The organism is Empedobacter sedimenti (assembly GCF_030005555.1).
Lineage (GTDB): Bacteria > Bacteroidota > Bacteroidia > Flavobacteriales > Weeksellaceae > Empedobacter > Empedobacter sedimenti.
In genome coordinates this window covers 373,616-391,604 of record NZ_JASCQG010000001.1, presented here as the reverse complement: position 1 = coordinate 391,604, position 17,989 = coordinate 373,616, and the positions used below count along the sequence as shown (strand labels likewise).

Sequence of the window (17,989 nt, the reverse complement as noted above, 5' to 3'; positions counted from 1 at the left end):
AATTTAAGACTACAGTTTATTTTGAATAAATTGTTGTAGACCAAGTTTTGTCTCCGGTTTTATTTTCGATGATTATTTGATTGTCTTTAACATAACCAATTGTTTCGTAATTTCCCATAGAAGAAATTACTGTAACATGGTAAACATTTTGTTGAGAAGCAGGATAAAATTGAGCAATTACTTTTGAATTAGCTTGATCAATTAAGACAAATTCATTTTTGTTTGTAGTTGCAGTTGTGAAATTTTTACCGTTTGATTTGTAAATATTAATATTTTCTACTGCAGTTTTATTAGATTCTTTAACATCAACTTTATTCGTTGTTTCTTTTACAACTGAAGTTGTAGGAGATTCAATTTTAGTTATAGGTAAATTTTTTGCGTTTTGTTTTCCAAGTTGATTCATTGCAATCGTTAAAGCTTCTTGATAACCTTTTGCAAAATCTTTTTCTTTAGAAGAGCCTTCGTAAGTTTCAATAATTTTGTTTTTACAGTCAGCAAAACTTACACTAATTTTATTTTTAAAATTAGTACTACTATTTTCAATATTTGCAGTTGTTGCTATACAAGGATTGATTTGAACATCTAGAGGAATAGAGTTTTCATTCACTATCTCATAATCTTTTTTTCTTAAAGCTGTTTTCAGTCCTGTATTTAATTGATAATCTTCTTTAGCAAAATCTATAAATTTTTGTGGAACAATTACATATTTATAATCCGTAACACTTTGGGCTTGAGTATAAGTAAGCGCAACTAAAAACAAACCTGATAATATTTTTTTCATAAAAGCTTATTTAGCAGTTAGTTTAACTTCACTCCATGAATTATTTTCAGAAATTTCATACGAAATAGTATTACCACTTAGATAACCTACTGAAAAATAATTTGCATTTCCTTTGGTAACAATAACTCTATAAATACCAGATTTTAATGTAGGTTCAAACTTAGCAATAACCTGATTTCCATTTTCAGACATTAGCATAAATCCACCATTTTGTAATTCTATTTTTTGATAAGTATTTATTCCGTCTGTTAATAAATTTGTTGCAGTTACAGCTGTACCTTTAGGTTCAGGGATATAAGTAGGAGTAGGAGTAGGAGTCAGCTCTTTTTTAGGCTCAACAGCAGGAGAAGCTACTTCTTTAGCTTTTTGCAAAGTTAATTTAGCTAAAGCAAATTTAATGGCTTCTTGGTATCCTTTGTCAAATTCCTTGATTTGTGATGTTCCTTCAAAAGCACCAACATTAGCTTTGTAACAGTTTGTGAATTGTACTTCTAATTTATTTTTTAGCATACTTTTTAGTTTCACAACATTTGCTGTAGATGCTAAACAAGGATTTGTTTTTACTTCTGCAGGCCAAGTCGTTTGATCATCAGACAAAACAACATAATTTTTTTGTTCTAAATTAAATCTCAAACGATTATTTAAACCATATTGATTGTTTTCAAAATCATTGAAACTTTGTGGTACAACTACATATTTATAATCACTTACAGTTTGAGCATTTATAGATGATAGCGAGCACAATAAAAGCGTAGCCAATATATTTTTCATATTTTCTATTTTATTTCAAATATATCGAAAAATATCATTTTTAGTGAGTTGTTAGCATATAATAATTTCAAATCATTTCGCATTGTTTTGTTACATAGATGAAGTATAAATTGTTATAGAATTAATGATAATTTGTCCTAAATAAAAACGATATATCCAAACATTAAGCTTATTTTTGCAGAACAATTCAACAAACAAAACAATGAAATTTTTTATCGATACAGCGAATTTAGCTGACATTAAAGAAGCACAAGACTTAGGAGTTTTAGATGGTGTTACAACTAATCCATCTTTAATGGCAAAAGAAGGTATTACTGGGCAAGAGAACATTCTTAATCACTATAAAGCAATTTGTGAATTGGTAGATGGTGATGTTTCTGCAGAAGTAATTTCTACTGATTTTGAAGGAATGGTAAAAGAAGGTGAAGCATTAGCTGCTTTAAATCCTCAAATCGTAGTTAAAATTCCTATGACAAAAGATGGTGTAAAAGCGTGTAAATACTTTTCAAATAAAGGAATCAGAACAAATGTAACGTTAGTTTTCTCTGTAGGACAAGCTTTATTAGCTGCAAAAGCAGGTGCAACTTATGTTTCTCCGTTCATTGGACGCTTAGATGATATTTCGACAGATGGTTTAAATTTAATCGAAGAAATTCGTTTAGTTTATGACAACTATTTATACGAAACTCAAATTTTAGCTGCTTCAGTACGTAACACAATGCATATTGTAAATTGTGCAAAAATTGGTGCTGATGTAATGACAGGTCCGTTATCATCAATCTTAGGCTTGTTAAAACACCCTTTAACAGATTCTGGATTAGCGCAGTTTTTAGCTGATTATGCGAAAGGAAATCAATAAGATGTCTTAAATATATTTATATAAGCCATGTAGTTGATAATTACATGGCTTTTTTATTATCAACTTACAGATTTTGAATATTCAAAATTATGAACTTGATAAATATGGAGGTGATTCAATAAAATCATGAATTATTAATGAATATTTTAATAAAATTCGTTGTATATTGAAGATGTATTAGTTATTTAATTTAAAATTGATTTTATGTTAAAAATGTTTATTCTGTTGGCAGTAATAGTTGGTATTCCAGCTTTCTTGTATGGTTTTACTTTTTATAAAAAAAATATTAATCATGATTGATCGACTCCAATTCAAATAAAAAACCTTCACTTAATAAGCGAAGGTTTTTTAAATTTATATAAAAGAGTTTATTTAATTACAACTCGTTTATTAATCTCCATTCCTTTTCCTGAAATCTTAAGAATATAAATACCGGGATTTTTGAAATTCACTTCAATTTCATTTCGATTATTGTTATTTGTAATTTCATTTATCAACTGACCATTGAAATTGAAAACTGTCACTTTTTTAATCGCTTTATCTTTATTAATCTGTTGTAGAATTACACTTCTCGAAGATTTATTATACAATTTTATATCATCACGTTTTTGATACTCAAAATCACTTGTCCCTAGATTAGTTCCCCATATTTTTTCGGCATATTCAGGATGGTCAATAAATGGGTTACGGTTTCCTTGGTATTTGTAAATATGATTATTTATATCTTTTTCTCTATCAGAAACAGGATCATTTAGGTGCCATGTCATTAAGATTTTAAGAAAAGTATCTGTAAAAACTTTATCTTTTGTCCCGTCAAACATTGGATATGATTTCCAATTCTGAATTCCCGATTCTTGATAAGCAGTTACAAAGTAAAAGTACGCACGGGCAATATCACCTTTAAACTCATCAATTGGTTCGAAAACTGTTCCTGAGAATCCTGCTGAATAACCAGAATTTAAATTTGAGCCTAATTTTGAACCATTTTTTGATGTTACAGTTGCTGTTCCAACAACTCCAAAAGGATAATTAGCACGATCTGCATTTACTTTTTTATCCGTTGGCCAAATATGAAAAGCATCAGAAACCATAGGCTTATTTTCACTGAAAATACTTTGCGGAATTAGATGTTCGCGATTATAACAATCACTTTCTACATTTTGTCCAGTAGAACCACATTGGCTAGTTGTTTTTGTAAAATTATAAGGATCGTTACCAGTTGGATTTTCTGAGTAAATATCTAAAATGGTATTATCCTTTTCGTAATATTTATCTAGAAATCCGTTATTTTGATCATTAGAACTATATAAATTCCATAAACCAGGAGTGTATCCTAAATCGGTGTGAGTATATATAATATCTTTTAGTTGGGTTTTTAACGTATAACCTGTTCCAGTAGCGTTATCATAATAGTTTGATGGTGCTTGTGCAAAAAGTATACTTCCAAACAATGATAAACTAAGATGTAAAATTATTTTTTTCATTCAATGAGAAATTTGTCTCCGAAGATAAAATGATTAATCTTTACTTAAGGTTAAATTTTAACTATTGATATTTACTGTATATAGTTAAAGAATCTTGTATTTGTTTGTTAATCAATTTATATAAATCGGGTTGGTTAAGAGTTACACCAGAAAGAGAACGCAATCTTTTCTGAAAATTACGCGTTCCGTTCGCAAATTTAGTTTTGTAACTTTCTTTATCCATCACTTTTTTAGATTGCAAATCGCTAAAATCTTTTCTTATTTTGCGAGCATAAAGCTCTGATATATCAAACTGAAGTTGCATTTCTTTCAAAATACCTTCGTGTTTCATCGATACCCATGAATTAGTTTCATCAAATCGATTAAAAACCCTAAGCTGAGGAACTTCTCCGTCAGTTTCGGCAATTTGCCAACCTAATTTTGAATCCAAAAAACCTTGTGGTTTTGTCTTTTGAGTTGGAGTTTTTTTAAAATTCTGATAACCTAACCTTGTTTCTTTTTTCCATTCAATCAGGCTTTGAGCTTGTAAAAAAGTGAACGCAAAAAGTAGAAAGGAGAACAACTTAATTTTCAACATGAAATTAGTGTAATTAATTAAACTCTAATAAATCAAGTCTCATGCCATGAGATCCTTTAACTAGAATGTTTTTTGATTGTATTGGATTATTTTTTAGATATTCTTCGAAAATAGAGCGATCACTAAACTTGATAACTTTCGGATTTATTGTACTGGTCTCAATAAAATGATGTCCAAGTATAAATATTTGATCAAAGTTTAATTTTTCAGCAATCTCTAAAATACGTTGATGCTCAGCTTTAGATTCTTCTCCAAGTTCAAACATATCTCCAATAATAATTGTTTTTGTACCTTCAAATTTGGCAAAATTATTTAAAGAAGCTTCCATACTACTTGGATTTGCATTGTACGCATCCATCACAATTTTGTAGTTTTCTTTGTTGATGATTTGAGAGCGATTATTTGAGGGAAAGTAGTTTTCTATTCCATTTTTTACTGACTCTGCCTCAATTCCGAAATGCGATCCAATTGCAATTGCACACGAAATATTACTGAAATTATAGTTTCCTGTTAAATGAGATTGAATTGTCAAATCTTGAAAATTTACAGCTAAATATTCATTATTTGAATCTTCGATTAATTCAATTTGATAATCAGCATTGTGTTGGTCCGAAAATGAAATACGTTTGATATCAGCAGTTTTTTCTACTTGTATTGCATCATTAAAATTAACAAAAGCTGTACGATGATTTGTTCTTAAATAATCATACAATTCAGATTTACCTTTAATTACACCTTCAATTCCACCAAAACCTTCTAAATGAGCTTTTCCAAAATTCGTGATATAACCAAAATCAGGTTGAGAAATAGAAGTTAACAACTCAATTTCTTTTTGATGATTGGCCCCCATTTCAATTACTGCTATTTCCGTATCTTCAGGAATAGAAAGAATTGTTAATGGAACTCCAATGTGGTTATTTAAATTTCCGAAGGTAAAATGTGTTTTGAATTTTTCTTTTAAAACAGCTGAGATTAATTCTTTCGTAGTCGTTTTACCGTTTGATCCTGTTAATCCGATAAATGGTATTTTAAGATAATTGCGGTATGTACGAGCTAAATCTTGTAAAGATTCTAAAGCATTTTCTACAAAAAAGATATTTTGCTCATTATTTTCAAACTCTTTTTCGTCTACAATAGCCATTACAGCACCTTGGTTAATTGCTTCTTGTGCAAAAGTATTACCATTAAAATTAGCTCCTTTTAATGCAAAAAAGATACAATTATTTGTGATGTTACGAGTATCAGTTGTTACGATTTTCGATTTTAAGAATTGATCGAATATTTCTGCTGTTTTCATAGTGTAAAAATAAAAAATCTCGATGAAATTAATCACCGAGATTCTAAAATTATTTTGAAAGGATTTTTATCCTCTACGTTTACGTTTTGACTCAAAACTTCCTGAGTATTCTTGTGCAACACGGAAACCAATCCAGTTAGTTGCTTGCGCTTGGTGTAAGTAGCGTCTTTGTCCAGCATCCATCCAATAAATAGGATCTTTCCAAGAACCACCTTTTACAACGCGAGTTTCATCAGAGATGTCAGAAGTACGCTTTGTGTTATCTTTTTCTAAAATTACACGTCCTTTTTCGTCTACTCTAAATTTACGTTGAGGTGCATTATACATTTCTTCTGTTGCTTTTGCAGTAGATAAACTATCCTCTAATCTAGGATTTAAAGAAGATAAAGGATCACCATCACGATAATTCGTTAAATCGTATTGTGTTTGTTTTTTGTATGCTCCAGGTAAACCTTTGTAAACTAATTTACCATTATCTAAAGTATCATACTCAACATTTGTTTCGTCGTATTTCTCATATTTACCTTGTCCGTTATCAATATTTGTTTTGTAAACATTACCACGATAATAGTTGAAGTCGTTTGCTTCTTCATCAATAATAGGACGATAAACATCAGAAACCCACTCAGCAACGTTCCCTAACATACCATACAAACCAAAATCGTTTGATGGGTATTTACGAACATCACTTGTAATTGCAGAACCATCATTTCCAAATCCTCCAATACCAGAATAATCACCACGACCTTGTTTGAAATTATCTAGATATTGACCTCTTTGAGCTCCTTTTTCTGTTCTTAAATTATTTTGAGCAACATCTTTCCCCTTGTATTCATTGTACTCACGATTACCAGGTAATGCTAATGCAGCATATTCCCATTCAGCTTCTGTTGGTAAACGGAAAGGCTGAACTTCTAAAGAACCAGTTGCGCGATTCGCTTTTAAAATACGTTGATTTTGAGATTTGATTTGATTCGCTTTCATAATTTTTGTCGAATCTATCGCTTCATTAACATTTGTATCACCTAACTTATATTGTTCTGCGCTAAATGTTTTGTTACCGTAATTATATTGATCGTTAGAGTAATAATCTTTTGCAAGAATTCCTTTATCAATTAACGCTTTCTCGTTTGCGCGATCTGTTAACCAATCACAGTAATTAACGGCTTGTAGCCAAGAAATACCAACTACAGGATAATAACTAAATTCTGGTGAAAATAAATAATTCTCTGTTGAGAAATCATCACGAGATAATTGGTTATTAAATACAGTTTCATCTGGTAAAGCTCCATTGTAAATATCTCTATATTGAGTATCTTCTGGAGGGAAAACTACTTTTAACCAAGTTAAATACTCTTTATATTCGTAGTTTGTAACCTCAGTTTCACCAATAAAGAAAGATTTAACTTGCATACGAACAGGAGAGTTATTCCAGTCATGCAATACATCATCTTTAGTGATACCCATTGTAAAAGATCCACCTTCGATGAAAACCATTCCTGGCCATGCTTTAATATTTTCTTTCTTTTTACCTGAAAAAAACCAACCTCTACTGTCGTTTGGTTTCCAACCTGTACGGCTTGTGAAATTTTTTGTTCCACCACCTTTTTTCTTTCCCGAACTACTTGCGCAACCCATAAATACACTCATGGTAACAGCTGCAAGAGCAAGTGAAAAAATACGTCCTTTATTCATTTTCATAGAATATTTCTGGTTTCGAAAAATTAAATTTAATGCAAATAAAAGCATTTGACATTAATCTTACAACGAAAAAATGCTTTATTTCTTATCTCTAACGTAAGAAATAAATATTTATTTTGCAATTGAAAATATATTTGTCAAACTAGCGTTTAAATTGCATGAAGAAATATTTTATTTTAGCCGCAGCTTTATTTCAATTTCCTCATTTATTTGGTCAAAATTACAAAATAAATTGGGAGAATAATCAAACAATTTCTTTAACGAATGGTACAACTATTAATGTTCCGTATTTTTCGAATAAAGAAAATTATTCGATTGGGAGTTATTTTCTTCCTGAATTTGCGGTTGAGTTATATTCTTCGAATAAAGAAGTTGAGTTGTCAAATGTGCAATATAGTGAGGTTTCGACTGAATTGATAGGAATAGAAATTTCTACAATTCCAGATCAAATCTATTATTCTTCATCTAATAGTATTGATAAGAATGGTCAACAAAAATTAGTGCTGAAAGTTTTACCTTTTGTCAAACAAAACAATAAAGTTTTAAAGATAGAATCTTTTTCAGTTGTTCAGAAATCTTCTAAGAATAGTTTTTCTGCGCGAATTCCGTCAGATAATTCAACGGCAAGTGTTTTGAAATCTGGAGATTGGTATAAAATAAAAGTGTCAAAAGATGGTGTTTTTAAACTTGATAAATCTTTTTTCACTAAAAATGGTATTCCAACCAATTTCAATCCAAAATCTTTAAAGATTTATGGAAATGGAGAAGGTCGTTTGATGGAAAATATTGGGCAATTTAGACAAGGTGCATTGCAAGAAATTCCAATCAAATTTGTTGGAGGAGAGGATAATTCTTTTGATAATTCTGATTATGTGTTATTTTATGCGAAAGGTCCACATCAATGGTTTAGAGATACTTCTACAACACTGAAAAATGCTAAACTTCGTTTCAATTTATATGACGATTCAGCTTATTATTTTATCACGTTTAATGGTGGTGACGGAAAAAGAATTGTAGATAGTCAAGTTACTGGAAGTGCTGTGAAGACATTTACAAGTTTTGATAATCTACAGTTTCATAAAAGGGATTCAATAAATCTAAATAGCCTTGGGCAAACATGGGTTGGTGAAAATATTGGCTTGAATGGTGGTTTTAAGAAATCATTTAAGGCAAATGCTGTTGTAAGTGGAGGAGAAGCTTATCTTAATTACTCAATTGTTGGTAAAAATGCGAGTAATAATTCTTACTCGTTAAATGTAAATGGACAACAATTTTCTGGATCTTTAGGTACCTCAGCTTTCTCTGAATCTAAGAATGATGTAAATTTAAATCTAACTTCTAATACTATTGATGTTTCGGTTCAGTCAAATGGAGCAAATCCATCAGGATTAGGTCATTTAAATTATTTGCAACTAAGATTCAAGGATAATTTACAATACAATAACGAGCAGTTTACCTTTAGATTTTTAGAGAATATTAATGATAGTCAAATTTATGGTTTTACTGTAAATAATGCTGCAAATGTTAATATTTGGAACGTCTCTGATTTTCACAATACATTTAATATTAAGGCTGATAATAACACATATAAATATCAATCTTCAAATACAGATTATCACAATCAATTTGTGGCTTTTAAAGACGAAAATGCTTTTACAGATGTTAAATCTGTAGGACGTGTGGCGAATCAAGACATTCGTTCTTTGGCTAATATTGATTATGTCATTGTAACGCACCCCAAATATTTATCAGAAGCTCAACGATTAGCTGATTTCAGAAAAAAACATGATAAAATAAACGTTGCAGTAGTTACGACTGAGCAGGTTTATAATGATTTTTCGTCTGGAGCGCAGGATCCGATTGCGATTAGAGATTTTTTCAAGTTTCTGAAAGATGGTCAAAATTCTAATCTTAAATATGGCGTTTTGTTTGGTGCAACAACTTACGATCCAAAAAATAGGATAAAAGAATTTACAAATTACATTCCGACATTTATAGATGAATCTTCCTTAAATATTGAAACAGCTGTTTCAACAGATGATTATTTCGCCATGTTGTCTAATGAAGTTAAAATGTTACAGAATAATGTAGATGGAACTTATATATATGATGCAAATTGGTTGAAATTAGGTATTGGTAGAATTCCAGCTTCTAGTACTATTGAAGCAAAAATTTTGGTAGATAAAATTATTTCTTATTACGATAAAGTTCAAGGAAAAGGAAGTTCTTATGGAGATTGGCGCACAAAAATAGTTGGTGTTACAGATAATGATAACAATGTAAACACACCAAATTTTGATCAATCGCTTGATACAGAGTTTAATAAAGCTGAGAATCAGATTTATACGTTAAATAAAATTTATACAGGAGCTCATTTGCCTGAAAGTACATCTGCAGGAGTTCGTTATCCTACGGTTAATCAAGCTATCTTGAATGGAATTGAATTAGGCTCAAATTTCTTGATGTATTATGGTCATGGTGGACCTCGTAGTTGGGCACAAGAACGTATTATTACTGCTGAGGAATTAACAAATTTATCCAATTTTAACGCAGCTTATTCGCGTTTACCAATTGTAACTACGGTTACTTGTGATTTTACAATTTGGGATTTGCCACAGTATAATTCAGCAGGTGAAGCAATGTTGAAAAATACAAACGGCGGCGCTTTGTCTATGATTACAACTAATCGTCCGATTGGTACAGGTTATGGTGATGAGATGAATAAATTTTTGATTGAAGAATTTTTCAGAAAAGAAGGGTTAGAAAATCAAACAATTGGTTATGCATTAAATCAAGCAAAATTAAAATTTTCTCCAACTCATTCTAATCATAAAAGTGTAAGTATTTTGGGTGATCCAATGCTTGCTGCTCACCGTCCACAACAAGATATAAATATTCTGAGTATCAAAAATAAAAAAGAGGTTGATATTTTGGGAGGAGGAACAATGCAAGCTCTAGATTTTGTTACGATAAAAGGAAATATAAACCAATTAAATACAACTACGTTAGATAATGCGTTTAACGGAAAAATTTCGATTAGTTTGTATGAAAAACAACAATCAAATACTATTTTAACTGAATCTGCTTGGGCTGGAAAAACATTTGTAACAGAGAATAAAACAATTTATCAAGGAACCGGAAAAGTTGTAAATGGAGAATTTACCATTCAGTTTTATGTTCCAAAAGATATTAATTATGAGTTAGGAGAGCGTAAAATTAAGTTGTATGCTTACGACGAGACAAATGGAAAAGACGCTTCTTCTGTTAAAACGGTGAAAATAGAAGGAATAAATCCTGACGGAATAAATGATGACGAACGTCCACAAGGAAAATTGTATATGAATAATTTACATTTTGCAAATGGTGGAATTACAGATCGTTCGCCTTATTTGGTTGGCTGTTTAACGGATAATACAGGGATTAATGCAACGGGATCAAGTATTGGACATGATATTGTTGCGACAATAGATGGTAAGGTACAAGATGCTTATGTGTTGAACGAATATTATGATGGAGGAGATGCCAATCCATGTATTAACAAAAATTTTGAAGATTATCAGAAAGGACAAGTCATGTATCAATTAAAAAATCTTGAACTTGGTCAACATACACTTAATCTTAAATTTTGGGATATCAACAATAATTCGAATACTGCTACGTTAGACTTTGTAGTAATGGAAAACGGAACAGGGCAATTGCATATTGATAAATTGCTAAACTGGCCAAATCCATTTACGAAGAACACTTTTTTTCATTTTGAGCATAATTGTGATTCTGAGCTAGATGTAATGGTGCAAATCTTTACAGTTTCAGGAAAATTAGTCAAAACGATTCGAAAAACTGTTTCTGCAGAACCTTTCCGAGAAGGTTATCGTACCGGAAAATATGCAATAGAATGGGATGGTTTGGACGATTTTGGTGATAAAATAGGAAAAGGAGTTTATCTTTACAAGGTCAATGTAAAAGGAGTAGACGATACTGTTTGTAAAGGATCGGCTGCTGCTGTAGAGAAATTGGTCATTTTACAATAATTAAGAAAATAAAAATATAATCAATATTACGAATGAAAAAAATTACCGCTAGCTTATTGATTTTAGCATCAGCATTTACTTACGCACAGTATAATACAAAAGCTGAAGCTGAAGCTGCCAGACAAGATTTACTAAAAGAACCTAATCCAGTATTAACAGGAGCTCCTTTTCTTAGAATATCTCCAGATGCACGTGCTGGTGGTTTAGGAGATCAAGGGGTTGCAACTTCTACTGATAATTATTCGCAATATTGGAATGCTGCAAAATTTGCTTTTGCACAAGATTATTCAGGTGTAGCATTTACTTACACACCTTATATGAGCTCTTTAACTAGTGATGTTTTCTTGTTAAACGCGAGTTATTATACATTTTTGGGACAAGACGAACGCAGTACTTTAGGTGCAAGTGTTTATTATTTCAAAATGGGAGAAATAGATTTGAATGAGCTTGTTGGTAATCAAGTAGTTTCTACTGGTATGGCAAAACCTAACGAATTTTCGATTGATTTATCATACGGTTTACGATTAACAGATAATTACTCAATGGCTGTTACTGGTCGTTTTATTCGTTCAGATTTATTTAATGGTGTTAACGATGCTAACGTACAACCAGCTAACACGTTTGCAGTAGATTTAGGAGGTTATTATCAATCGGAAACGATGGATACAGATAAATTTGAAGGTAAACTACGAGGAGGTTTCCAGATTTCTAATATTGGTCCAAAATTAGATTATTCAAATTCAGAAGATAATGCATCGTATTTACCAACAACATTACGTTTGGGTGTTGGATATGATTTCAAATTTGATGATTATAATAAAGTAGGTATTACAACAGAATTTTCTAAATTATTAGTTCCTACTCCTGATATTCGTGTTGAAGATAATGATGACGGAACGTATTCGGTTGTAAGAGATATTCCTAATAAAGGTGTTATGGGAAGTATTTTTAGTTCTTTTGGAGATGCACCTGGAGGTGGAAGCGAAGAGTTAAAGGAGATGATGTATTCTGTTGGTGCAGAGTATTCTTATAACGATGCTTTATTCATTCGAACAGGTTATTTCCACGAAAGTAAAATGAAAGGAGATCGTCAGCATTTAACATTAGGATTAGGGCTTAAATACAATTCTTTTGCATTTAATGCTTCATATCTGATTCCGATGTCTGATACAAATAATGCGTTAGAAAATACGCTACGTTTTGGTATCGCTTGGAATTTTGGAGGAGAAACACAAAACAGCTACGATTATTAAAATCGTTAATATAAAGTTATAAATTAGGTTAACCTTTGGTTAGCCTTTTTTTATTTATTAACTTAAGTCAAGTTTTAATCAAAACATAAAAACTATTTTTACAACAAATATTAAACAAATCAACTTATGTCAAATGTTGGATTAATTTTAGAAGAGAAAGCTGCAGATATTGGTAATTTCTTAGTTGGACGATTATTACCATTTCGCCAGAAAAGACATGTCGGACCATTTGTTTTCATAGATCATATGGGACCTACAAAAATGAAAGATTATCAAAACTTAGATGTTGGTCCGCATCCACATATTGGTTTATCTACATTAACTTACTTGTTTGAAGGTGCAATTATGCACAAAGATAGTTTAGGTACAGAATTAGAAATAAAACCAGGAGCTGTAAACTGGATGACAGCCGGAAAAGGTGTTGTGCATTCGGAACGTACGCCAGAATATTTACGTACTACTGAAAAAACTTTACACGGTTTACAAATTTGGGTTGCGTTACCAAAAGAATTAGAAAACATGGAGCCAAGTTTTGTGCATGTTGAAGCTGATAAATTACCTAATTGGTCTGACGAAAATGCCGAATACAAATTAATCGCAGGTAAATTTGGCGAACATACTTCTGGAGTTCCAGTTTATTCACCTTTATATTTTATTGAAATTAAGGCTAAAAATGATTTCAAAGTATCTTTAGGAAAAGATTTGTACGGAGAATCAGCTCTATATGTTCTTGAAGGATCTATAAAAGATGGTGGAGAAACTTACGGAACAAAACAATTATTAGTCGCTAAAGATGCAACATTGTGTGAGTTTGAGATTGCTGCAGGATCAACAGTTTATGTTTTTGGTGGAGAAGAATTACCAGAAGAACATTTTATTTTCTGGAATTTTGTAAGCTCATCAAGAGATACAATCGAAACAGCAAAAGAAGACTGGATTAATCATCGTTTTCCTAAAGTACCAGGAGATGACGATTATGTTCCATTACCACAAGCGCAAGCAAATTCAAAAGTTAAAGGAAACGAATAATATCAGGATAAAATGAGTGATGTAAATGTAACGTCGACGTCGACTGACAAAAACTATATTTCGAAAATTAAAGCAGGTAAACACGAATTTACTGTTGACGAACCAATTGATAAAGGTGGTTTGGATACAGCACCAAAACCAAGTGAATTATTAGGAGCATCTTTGGCTTCTTGTACATCAATTACTTTACAGATGTATATGAATCATAAAGAATTTCCGTACAAAAAAGTTGAGGTTGACGTAAATTTTGATGTTATAACAACAGAACCAATTAAGTTTAGTCGTCATGTCATCATCGAAGGAGATTTTGATGAAAAGCAACAAACAAGATTATTAAAAGTTGCAAATTCTTGTCCGGTACATAAAGTATTAGAGAAAGGACACGAAATAGAAACGACAATTGAATTTGTCTAAAAAAATATCAAATAAAAAAGCTCAAGAATTTTCTTGAGCTTTTTCTATTTTTTATCTTAACTTACTTTAATGGGATAATTTGAAATTCCTTCAATTACTATTTTAGGATTGCTTTTCAACATAACAATTAATTGTCTCAATTTCTCAGCATTATGATCATCATTAAACATATCATCATGCATTAAAATTACTAAATGATTTTTTTCGTATGTTTTATTTTGGTCTAAACGATAAACAATTCCGTTGTAAATATTTTGAGGAGAAGACAATTCATGAGTTTTAGATTTTTTTGAACTTCTTTCCCATTCATAATCCCAACCATATATAAAAAACTGATTTTTCGCTAATAAATCAGCTGCTGGAATTGAGTTTTTAACAGGATCATCTTTTTTCTTATTTCCTAATCTCCATGTATTGCGAGCTGGTAAGCGTACCCAACGAGAATGTATGTCTAAAACAACTTCGTTTTTACGAATATCTTCATAAACGCCTTCTGGCATACTATAAAAAGCTTTGTACTTGTTACGCGCATGCGAATAGGTATGATTGGCAATTTCTACATTCGGATTTTGTTTGTAATCTTCAACATATTGTTTTAGATCTTTTGTAAAAGCATTAAAACCAACTAAGAAAACAGTTCCTTTTACATTTTCTTCTGTCAAAACTTTGTTGATGTTTTTACTTCCTTTATAAGGTCCATCATCAAAAGTTAAATAAACATATTGTTTTGTAGAGTCAATCGGATTTTGTTTCTCTGCTTTTGCAATAGTATCTAATTTTTGTGTTAAAGTGTCCAATTTTACAGTATACAAAGAATCTGTATCATCTTGTAAAATTTCTTTGGGCTCTGATGCTATACTATTTTCTACTTTTGGTTGTTCATTTTTACAAGAAAAGGCGAATAACAAAGTAGCAAATAATGCTAGGTTTTTTAGGTTGTTATTAATGGTAAACATGTTAAACTTTAGGTTTTGTGCGAAATTAATAAATTTTAGATAATTTTTCTGTTAAATATTGTGTTATTTATCAGAAAATTAAGTATTTACGATTTTTAATTGTTGTAAATAATTTTTAATAATCTGTAACACACCATCTTCATCGTTTGATGGAGCTAAAAAATTAGCTACATTTTTTACAATTGGATGAGCATTTTGCATTGCAAAACTATATTTTCCCAAATTTAGCATCTCTAAATCATTCATAAAATCCCCAAAAACAATGATTTCTTCAGAAGTTATATTTAATTTATTCATCAATGCTTGTAAGGCAACTCCTTTATTAGAGCCTTCGTTCATGATGTCTAACCAAACTTCGCCAGATACTACCACTTTTAATCCATATTTTTCGAACTGAAAAACTTTCGGAAAAACATTTTGTTCTGTTCCACCATTATGATTAATCGCTATTTTGATAAATTGTTCGTTTTCGATTTTAGTTAAATCCTCAACCCAAACATTTTTTGAATAATAGTTTTTAAAATAATTTAAAAATTCTTCGTTTGTAGATTCAACATAAGCCGCATTTTTACCAGCTAAAACGATATTAGCTCCTTCAATTTTTCTAACTTCTTGAATAATTTCTTTGACAACAGTCCAGTCTAAATTGTCTACAAAAACTTCGTTTCCTTTGTAAGTAACATAAGTTCCGTTTTCTGCAATGATGGCTAACTCATCTTTTATATCCTCAAAATAACTCACAATACTATAAAACTGACGCCCACTTGCTGGCACAAATGTGATATCGTTTTCTTTTAATTGTTGATAAATTTGATGAAATTCTGGACTTAATGAATGATCCGAACGCAATAATGTTCCGTCCATATCTGTCACAATTAGTTTTATATTTTGCATAATTATTTTCAATAAAAAAGGTCTCATAAATTGAGACCTTCAAAGTTAATTATAAATTTTTATTTTGTTCTTTTTCATCGCCAACCATACTTCGTATAATTCCAGGATTTTCATGTTTCTTTTTCATCTTAAGGTTTAAGAACTCAACAAGAACAGAGAATCCCATTGCGAAATAGATGTAACCTTTCGAAATATGTTGATCAAAACCTTCTGCTAAAAGAGAAACACCAATTAATAATAAGAATGAAAGAGCTAACATTTTAACTGTAGGATGCTCGTTAACAAATTTAGAAACCGCACTTGCAGAAAGCATCATAACACCAACAGCAATTACAACAGCGGCAATCATTACTTCGATATGATCTGCCATACCAACAGCTGTGATAACAGAATCTAATGAGAAAACGATATCTAATACCAAAATTTGAGCGATTGTTCCTGCAAAAGAATGTACTTTAACTTTTCCTTCTTCTTCTACAACACCTTCAATTTTGTGATGAATTTCTACTGTAGATTTATAAATAAGGAATAATCCACCAATCAATAAGATTAAATCACGTCCAGAAATCGCTAATTTATCATGCCAATCACCAGATGTAATACCAATCCATTCACCAATATTAAACAAAGGATTGGTCAAGCTCATTACCCAGCTTAACGAGAATAATAAAAGTACACGTGTAAACATGGCTAAAAATAAACCAAGTTGTTGGGCTTTCTTCTGTTGTTCTGGAGGTAATTTTCCTGATAAAATTGAGATAAAAACGATATTATCGATTCCTAGAACAATTTCTAACATTGTCAAGGTAAATAATGCTACAAGAGCATCGGGCTGTAAGAATATACTAAAGTCCATTTGTAAAATTTGCTCGAAAATACGATGAAATCTAGTTTTTAATGATTTAGAAATAATTATTTAATGTTAATTTAATATATGATAATTATTTGATTGATATTTATTTGAAATAATGATACAAATCTGTTTTTAAATTCTACTTTTGCGAAAAAGGTTTGATGATTTCTAAAATTCAGTTTCGTTTACAGTTTCTTGTATTATTATGGGGATTTACTGGTGTGTTCGGAAAATTGGTAACAATGAATGCATTACCCATGGTTTGGTATCGTGTATTAATTGCAGCAATAGCAATATTTATTTACATGAAATTCAAAAAAATTGAATTCAAGGTTTCTAAACAATATTTATTAAAATTATTAGGAATTGGAGCAATTGTCGGAATTCATTGGTTTACCTTTTATCTTTCTATTAAATTATCCAATATATCTATTGCGTTAAGTACACTCTCTATGGGAGCTTTATTTAGTGCAGTATTAGAGCCTATTTTTTTTAAGAGAAAATTAAATCTTTCCGAAATTATTTTATCCATCATAGTATCTGCTTGTGTTGCTGTTATTTTTAACGCATCACCAGATGATTACAGATTAGGAATTATTGTAGGTGTGATTTGTAGTTTTTTATCAGCATTATTTGCTGTTTTGAATTCTAAACTTCCAAAATCAATAAAACCGACGCAAGTTACTTTTTACGAAATGATCGGTGGAGTAATAATGCTTTCATTGATTATGGTAGTATTTCAACCCGAAATGATTTCTGAAGTTGTCAATGTAAGTTGGTCAAATTTAGGATGGTTAACTTTATTAGGAATTATTTTTACAGCTTTTGCTCAAATAGAATCAGTTGCTTTACTAAAACATGTAAGTGCTTTTACGATGATGTTAAATGTAAATTTAGAACCTGTATATGGCATCATTTTGGCAAGTCTTATTTTTGGAGATTCTGAGCATATGACACCAGTGTTTTATGTTGCTACAGCTGTAATGGTACTCTCTATCGTTGTGAATGGAATATTGAAAACGAAATTTTCTAAATAATTTATTGTCATAAAGACGTATTTGTTTTATCAAATCGTTATCATTTAATATC

The 17,989-nt window shown here is 30.7% G+C and carries 15 protein-coding genes; 6 read left to right on the top strand and 9 right to left on the bottom strand.

The window, feature by feature from the left end; translation table 11 throughout:
• Positions 1–16 precede the first annotated feature (16 nt).
• On the bottom strand, positions 17–781 hold the full coding sequence (locus QHG34_RS02115; protein ID WP_282628476.1) for a hypothetical protein: 765 nt from the start codon (positions 779–781) through the stop codon (positions 17–19).
• Positions 782–787: 6 nt separating this feature from the next.
• Positions 788–1,552, bottom strand: a complete 765-nt coding sequence (locus QHG34_RS02110) for a hypothetical protein (RefSeq protein ID WP_282628475.1) — start codon at positions 1,550–1,552, stop codon at positions 788–790.
• A gap of 202 nt (positions 1,553–1,754) precedes the next feature.
• On the opposite strand from QHG34_RS02110, the gene fsa reads away from it, so the two are divergent.
• Positions 1,755–2,411 carry a fructose-6-phosphate aldolase gene (gene fsa, locus QHG34_RS02105; protein WP_282628474.1) on the top strand — a complete coding sequence of 219 codons (657 nt, stop codon included), beginning with the start codon at positions 1,755–1,757 and terminating at the stop codon, positions 2,409–2,411.
• A gap of 368 nt (positions 2,412–2,779) precedes the next feature.
• Here fsa and QHG34_RS02100 read toward each other — a convergent pair whose 3' ends face one another.
• The 4 genes from QHG34_RS02100 to gldJ all read right to left on the bottom strand — a co-directional run bounded on the left by QHG34_RS02100 (position 2,780) and on the right by gldJ (position 7,470).
• A complete protein-coding gene (locus tag QHG34_RS02100) occupies positions 2,780–3,895 on the bottom strand; it encodes an endonuclease (protein ID WP_282628473.1) in 1,116 nt (371 codons plus the stop codon).
• A gap of 61 nt (positions 3,896–3,956) precedes the next feature.
• Positions 3,957–4,472 (bottom strand): hypothetical protein, encoded by a 516-nt coding sequence (locus QHG34_RS02095; RefSeq protein WP_282628471.1) that lies wholly within the window; start codon positions 4,470–4,472, stop codon positions 3,957–3,959.
• A gap of 13 nt (positions 4,473–4,485) precedes the next feature.
• Positions 4,486–5,769 carry a UDP-N-acetylmuramoyl-tripeptide--D-alanyl-D-alanine ligase gene (locus QHG34_RS02090; RefSeq protein WP_282628469.1) on the bottom strand — a complete coding sequence of 428 codons (1,284 nt, stop codon included), beginning with the start codon at positions 5,767–5,769 and terminating at the stop codon, positions 4,486–4,488.
• A 66-nt stretch (positions 5,770–5,835) separates the two neighbouring features.
• Positions 5,836–7,470, bottom strand: a complete 1,635-nt coding sequence (gene gldJ, locus QHG34_RS02085; RefSeq protein ID WP_455424183.1) for a gliding motility lipoprotein GldJ — start codon at positions 7,468–7,470, stop codon at positions 5,836–5,838.
• A gap of 158 nt (positions 7,471–7,628) precedes the next feature.
• Here gldJ and porU point away from each other — a divergent pair, with 158 nt between their 5' ends.
• From porU to QHG34_RS02065, 4 genes are all read left to right on the top strand, one after another.
• Positions 7,629–11,501, top strand: a complete 3,873-nt coding sequence (porU, locus tag QHG34_RS02080; RefSeq protein ID WP_282628468.1) for a type IX secretion system sortase PorU — start codon at positions 7,629–7,631, stop codon at positions 11,499–11,501.
• 32 nt (positions 11,502–11,533) lie between these two features.
• Complete coding sequence (porV, locus tag QHG34_RS02075) at positions 11,534–12,754, top strand: type IX secretion system outer membrane channel protein PorV (protein WP_282628467.1); 1,221 nt, start codon at positions 11,534–11,536, stop codon at positions 12,752–12,754.
• Between the two features lie 126 nt (positions 12,755–12,880).
• On the top strand, positions 12,881–13,783 hold the full coding sequence (locus QHG34_RS02070; RefSeq protein WP_282628466.1) for a pirin family protein: 903 nt from the start codon (positions 12,881–12,883) through the stop codon (positions 13,781–13,783).
• Between the two features lie 12 nt (positions 13,784–13,795).
• On the top strand, positions 13,796–14,197 hold the full coding sequence (locus tag QHG34_RS02065) for an OsmC family protein (RefSeq protein WP_282628464.1): 402 nt from the start codon (positions 13,796–13,798) through the stop codon (positions 14,195–14,197).
• A gap of 56 nt (positions 14,198–14,253) precedes the next feature.
• Here QHG34_RS02065 and QHG34_RS02060 read toward each other — a convergent pair whose 3' ends face one another.
• The 3 genes from QHG34_RS02060 to QHG34_RS02050 form a co-directional block, all read right to left on the bottom strand.
• On the bottom strand, positions 14,254–15,153 hold the full coding sequence (locus QHG34_RS02060) for a polysaccharide deacetylase family protein (protein WP_282628463.1): 900 nt from the start codon (positions 15,151–15,153) through the stop codon (positions 14,254–14,256).
• 78 nt (positions 15,154–15,231) lie between these two features.
• Positions 15,232–16,047 (bottom strand): HAD family hydrolase, encoded by an 816-nt coding sequence (locus QHG34_RS02055; protein ID WP_282628461.1) that lies wholly within the window; start codon positions 16,045–16,047, stop codon positions 15,232–15,234.
• 49 nt (positions 16,048–16,096) lie between these two features.
• Positions 16,097–16,903 carry a TerC family protein gene (locus QHG34_RS02050; protein WP_282628460.1) on the bottom strand — a complete coding sequence of 269 codons (807 nt, stop codon included), beginning with the start codon at positions 16,901–16,903 and terminating at the stop codon, positions 16,097–16,099.
• A 158-nt stretch (positions 16,904–17,061) separates the two neighbouring features.
• Here QHG34_RS02050 and QHG34_RS02045 point away from each other — a divergent pair, with 158 nt between their 5' ends.
• Positions 17,062–17,937: a DMT family transporter gene (locus QHG34_RS02045; protein WP_282628458.1), complete on the top strand. Its 876-nt coding sequence runs from the start codon at positions 17,062–17,064 to the stop codon at positions 17,935–17,937.
• Positions 17,938–17,989 lie beyond the last annotated feature (52 nt).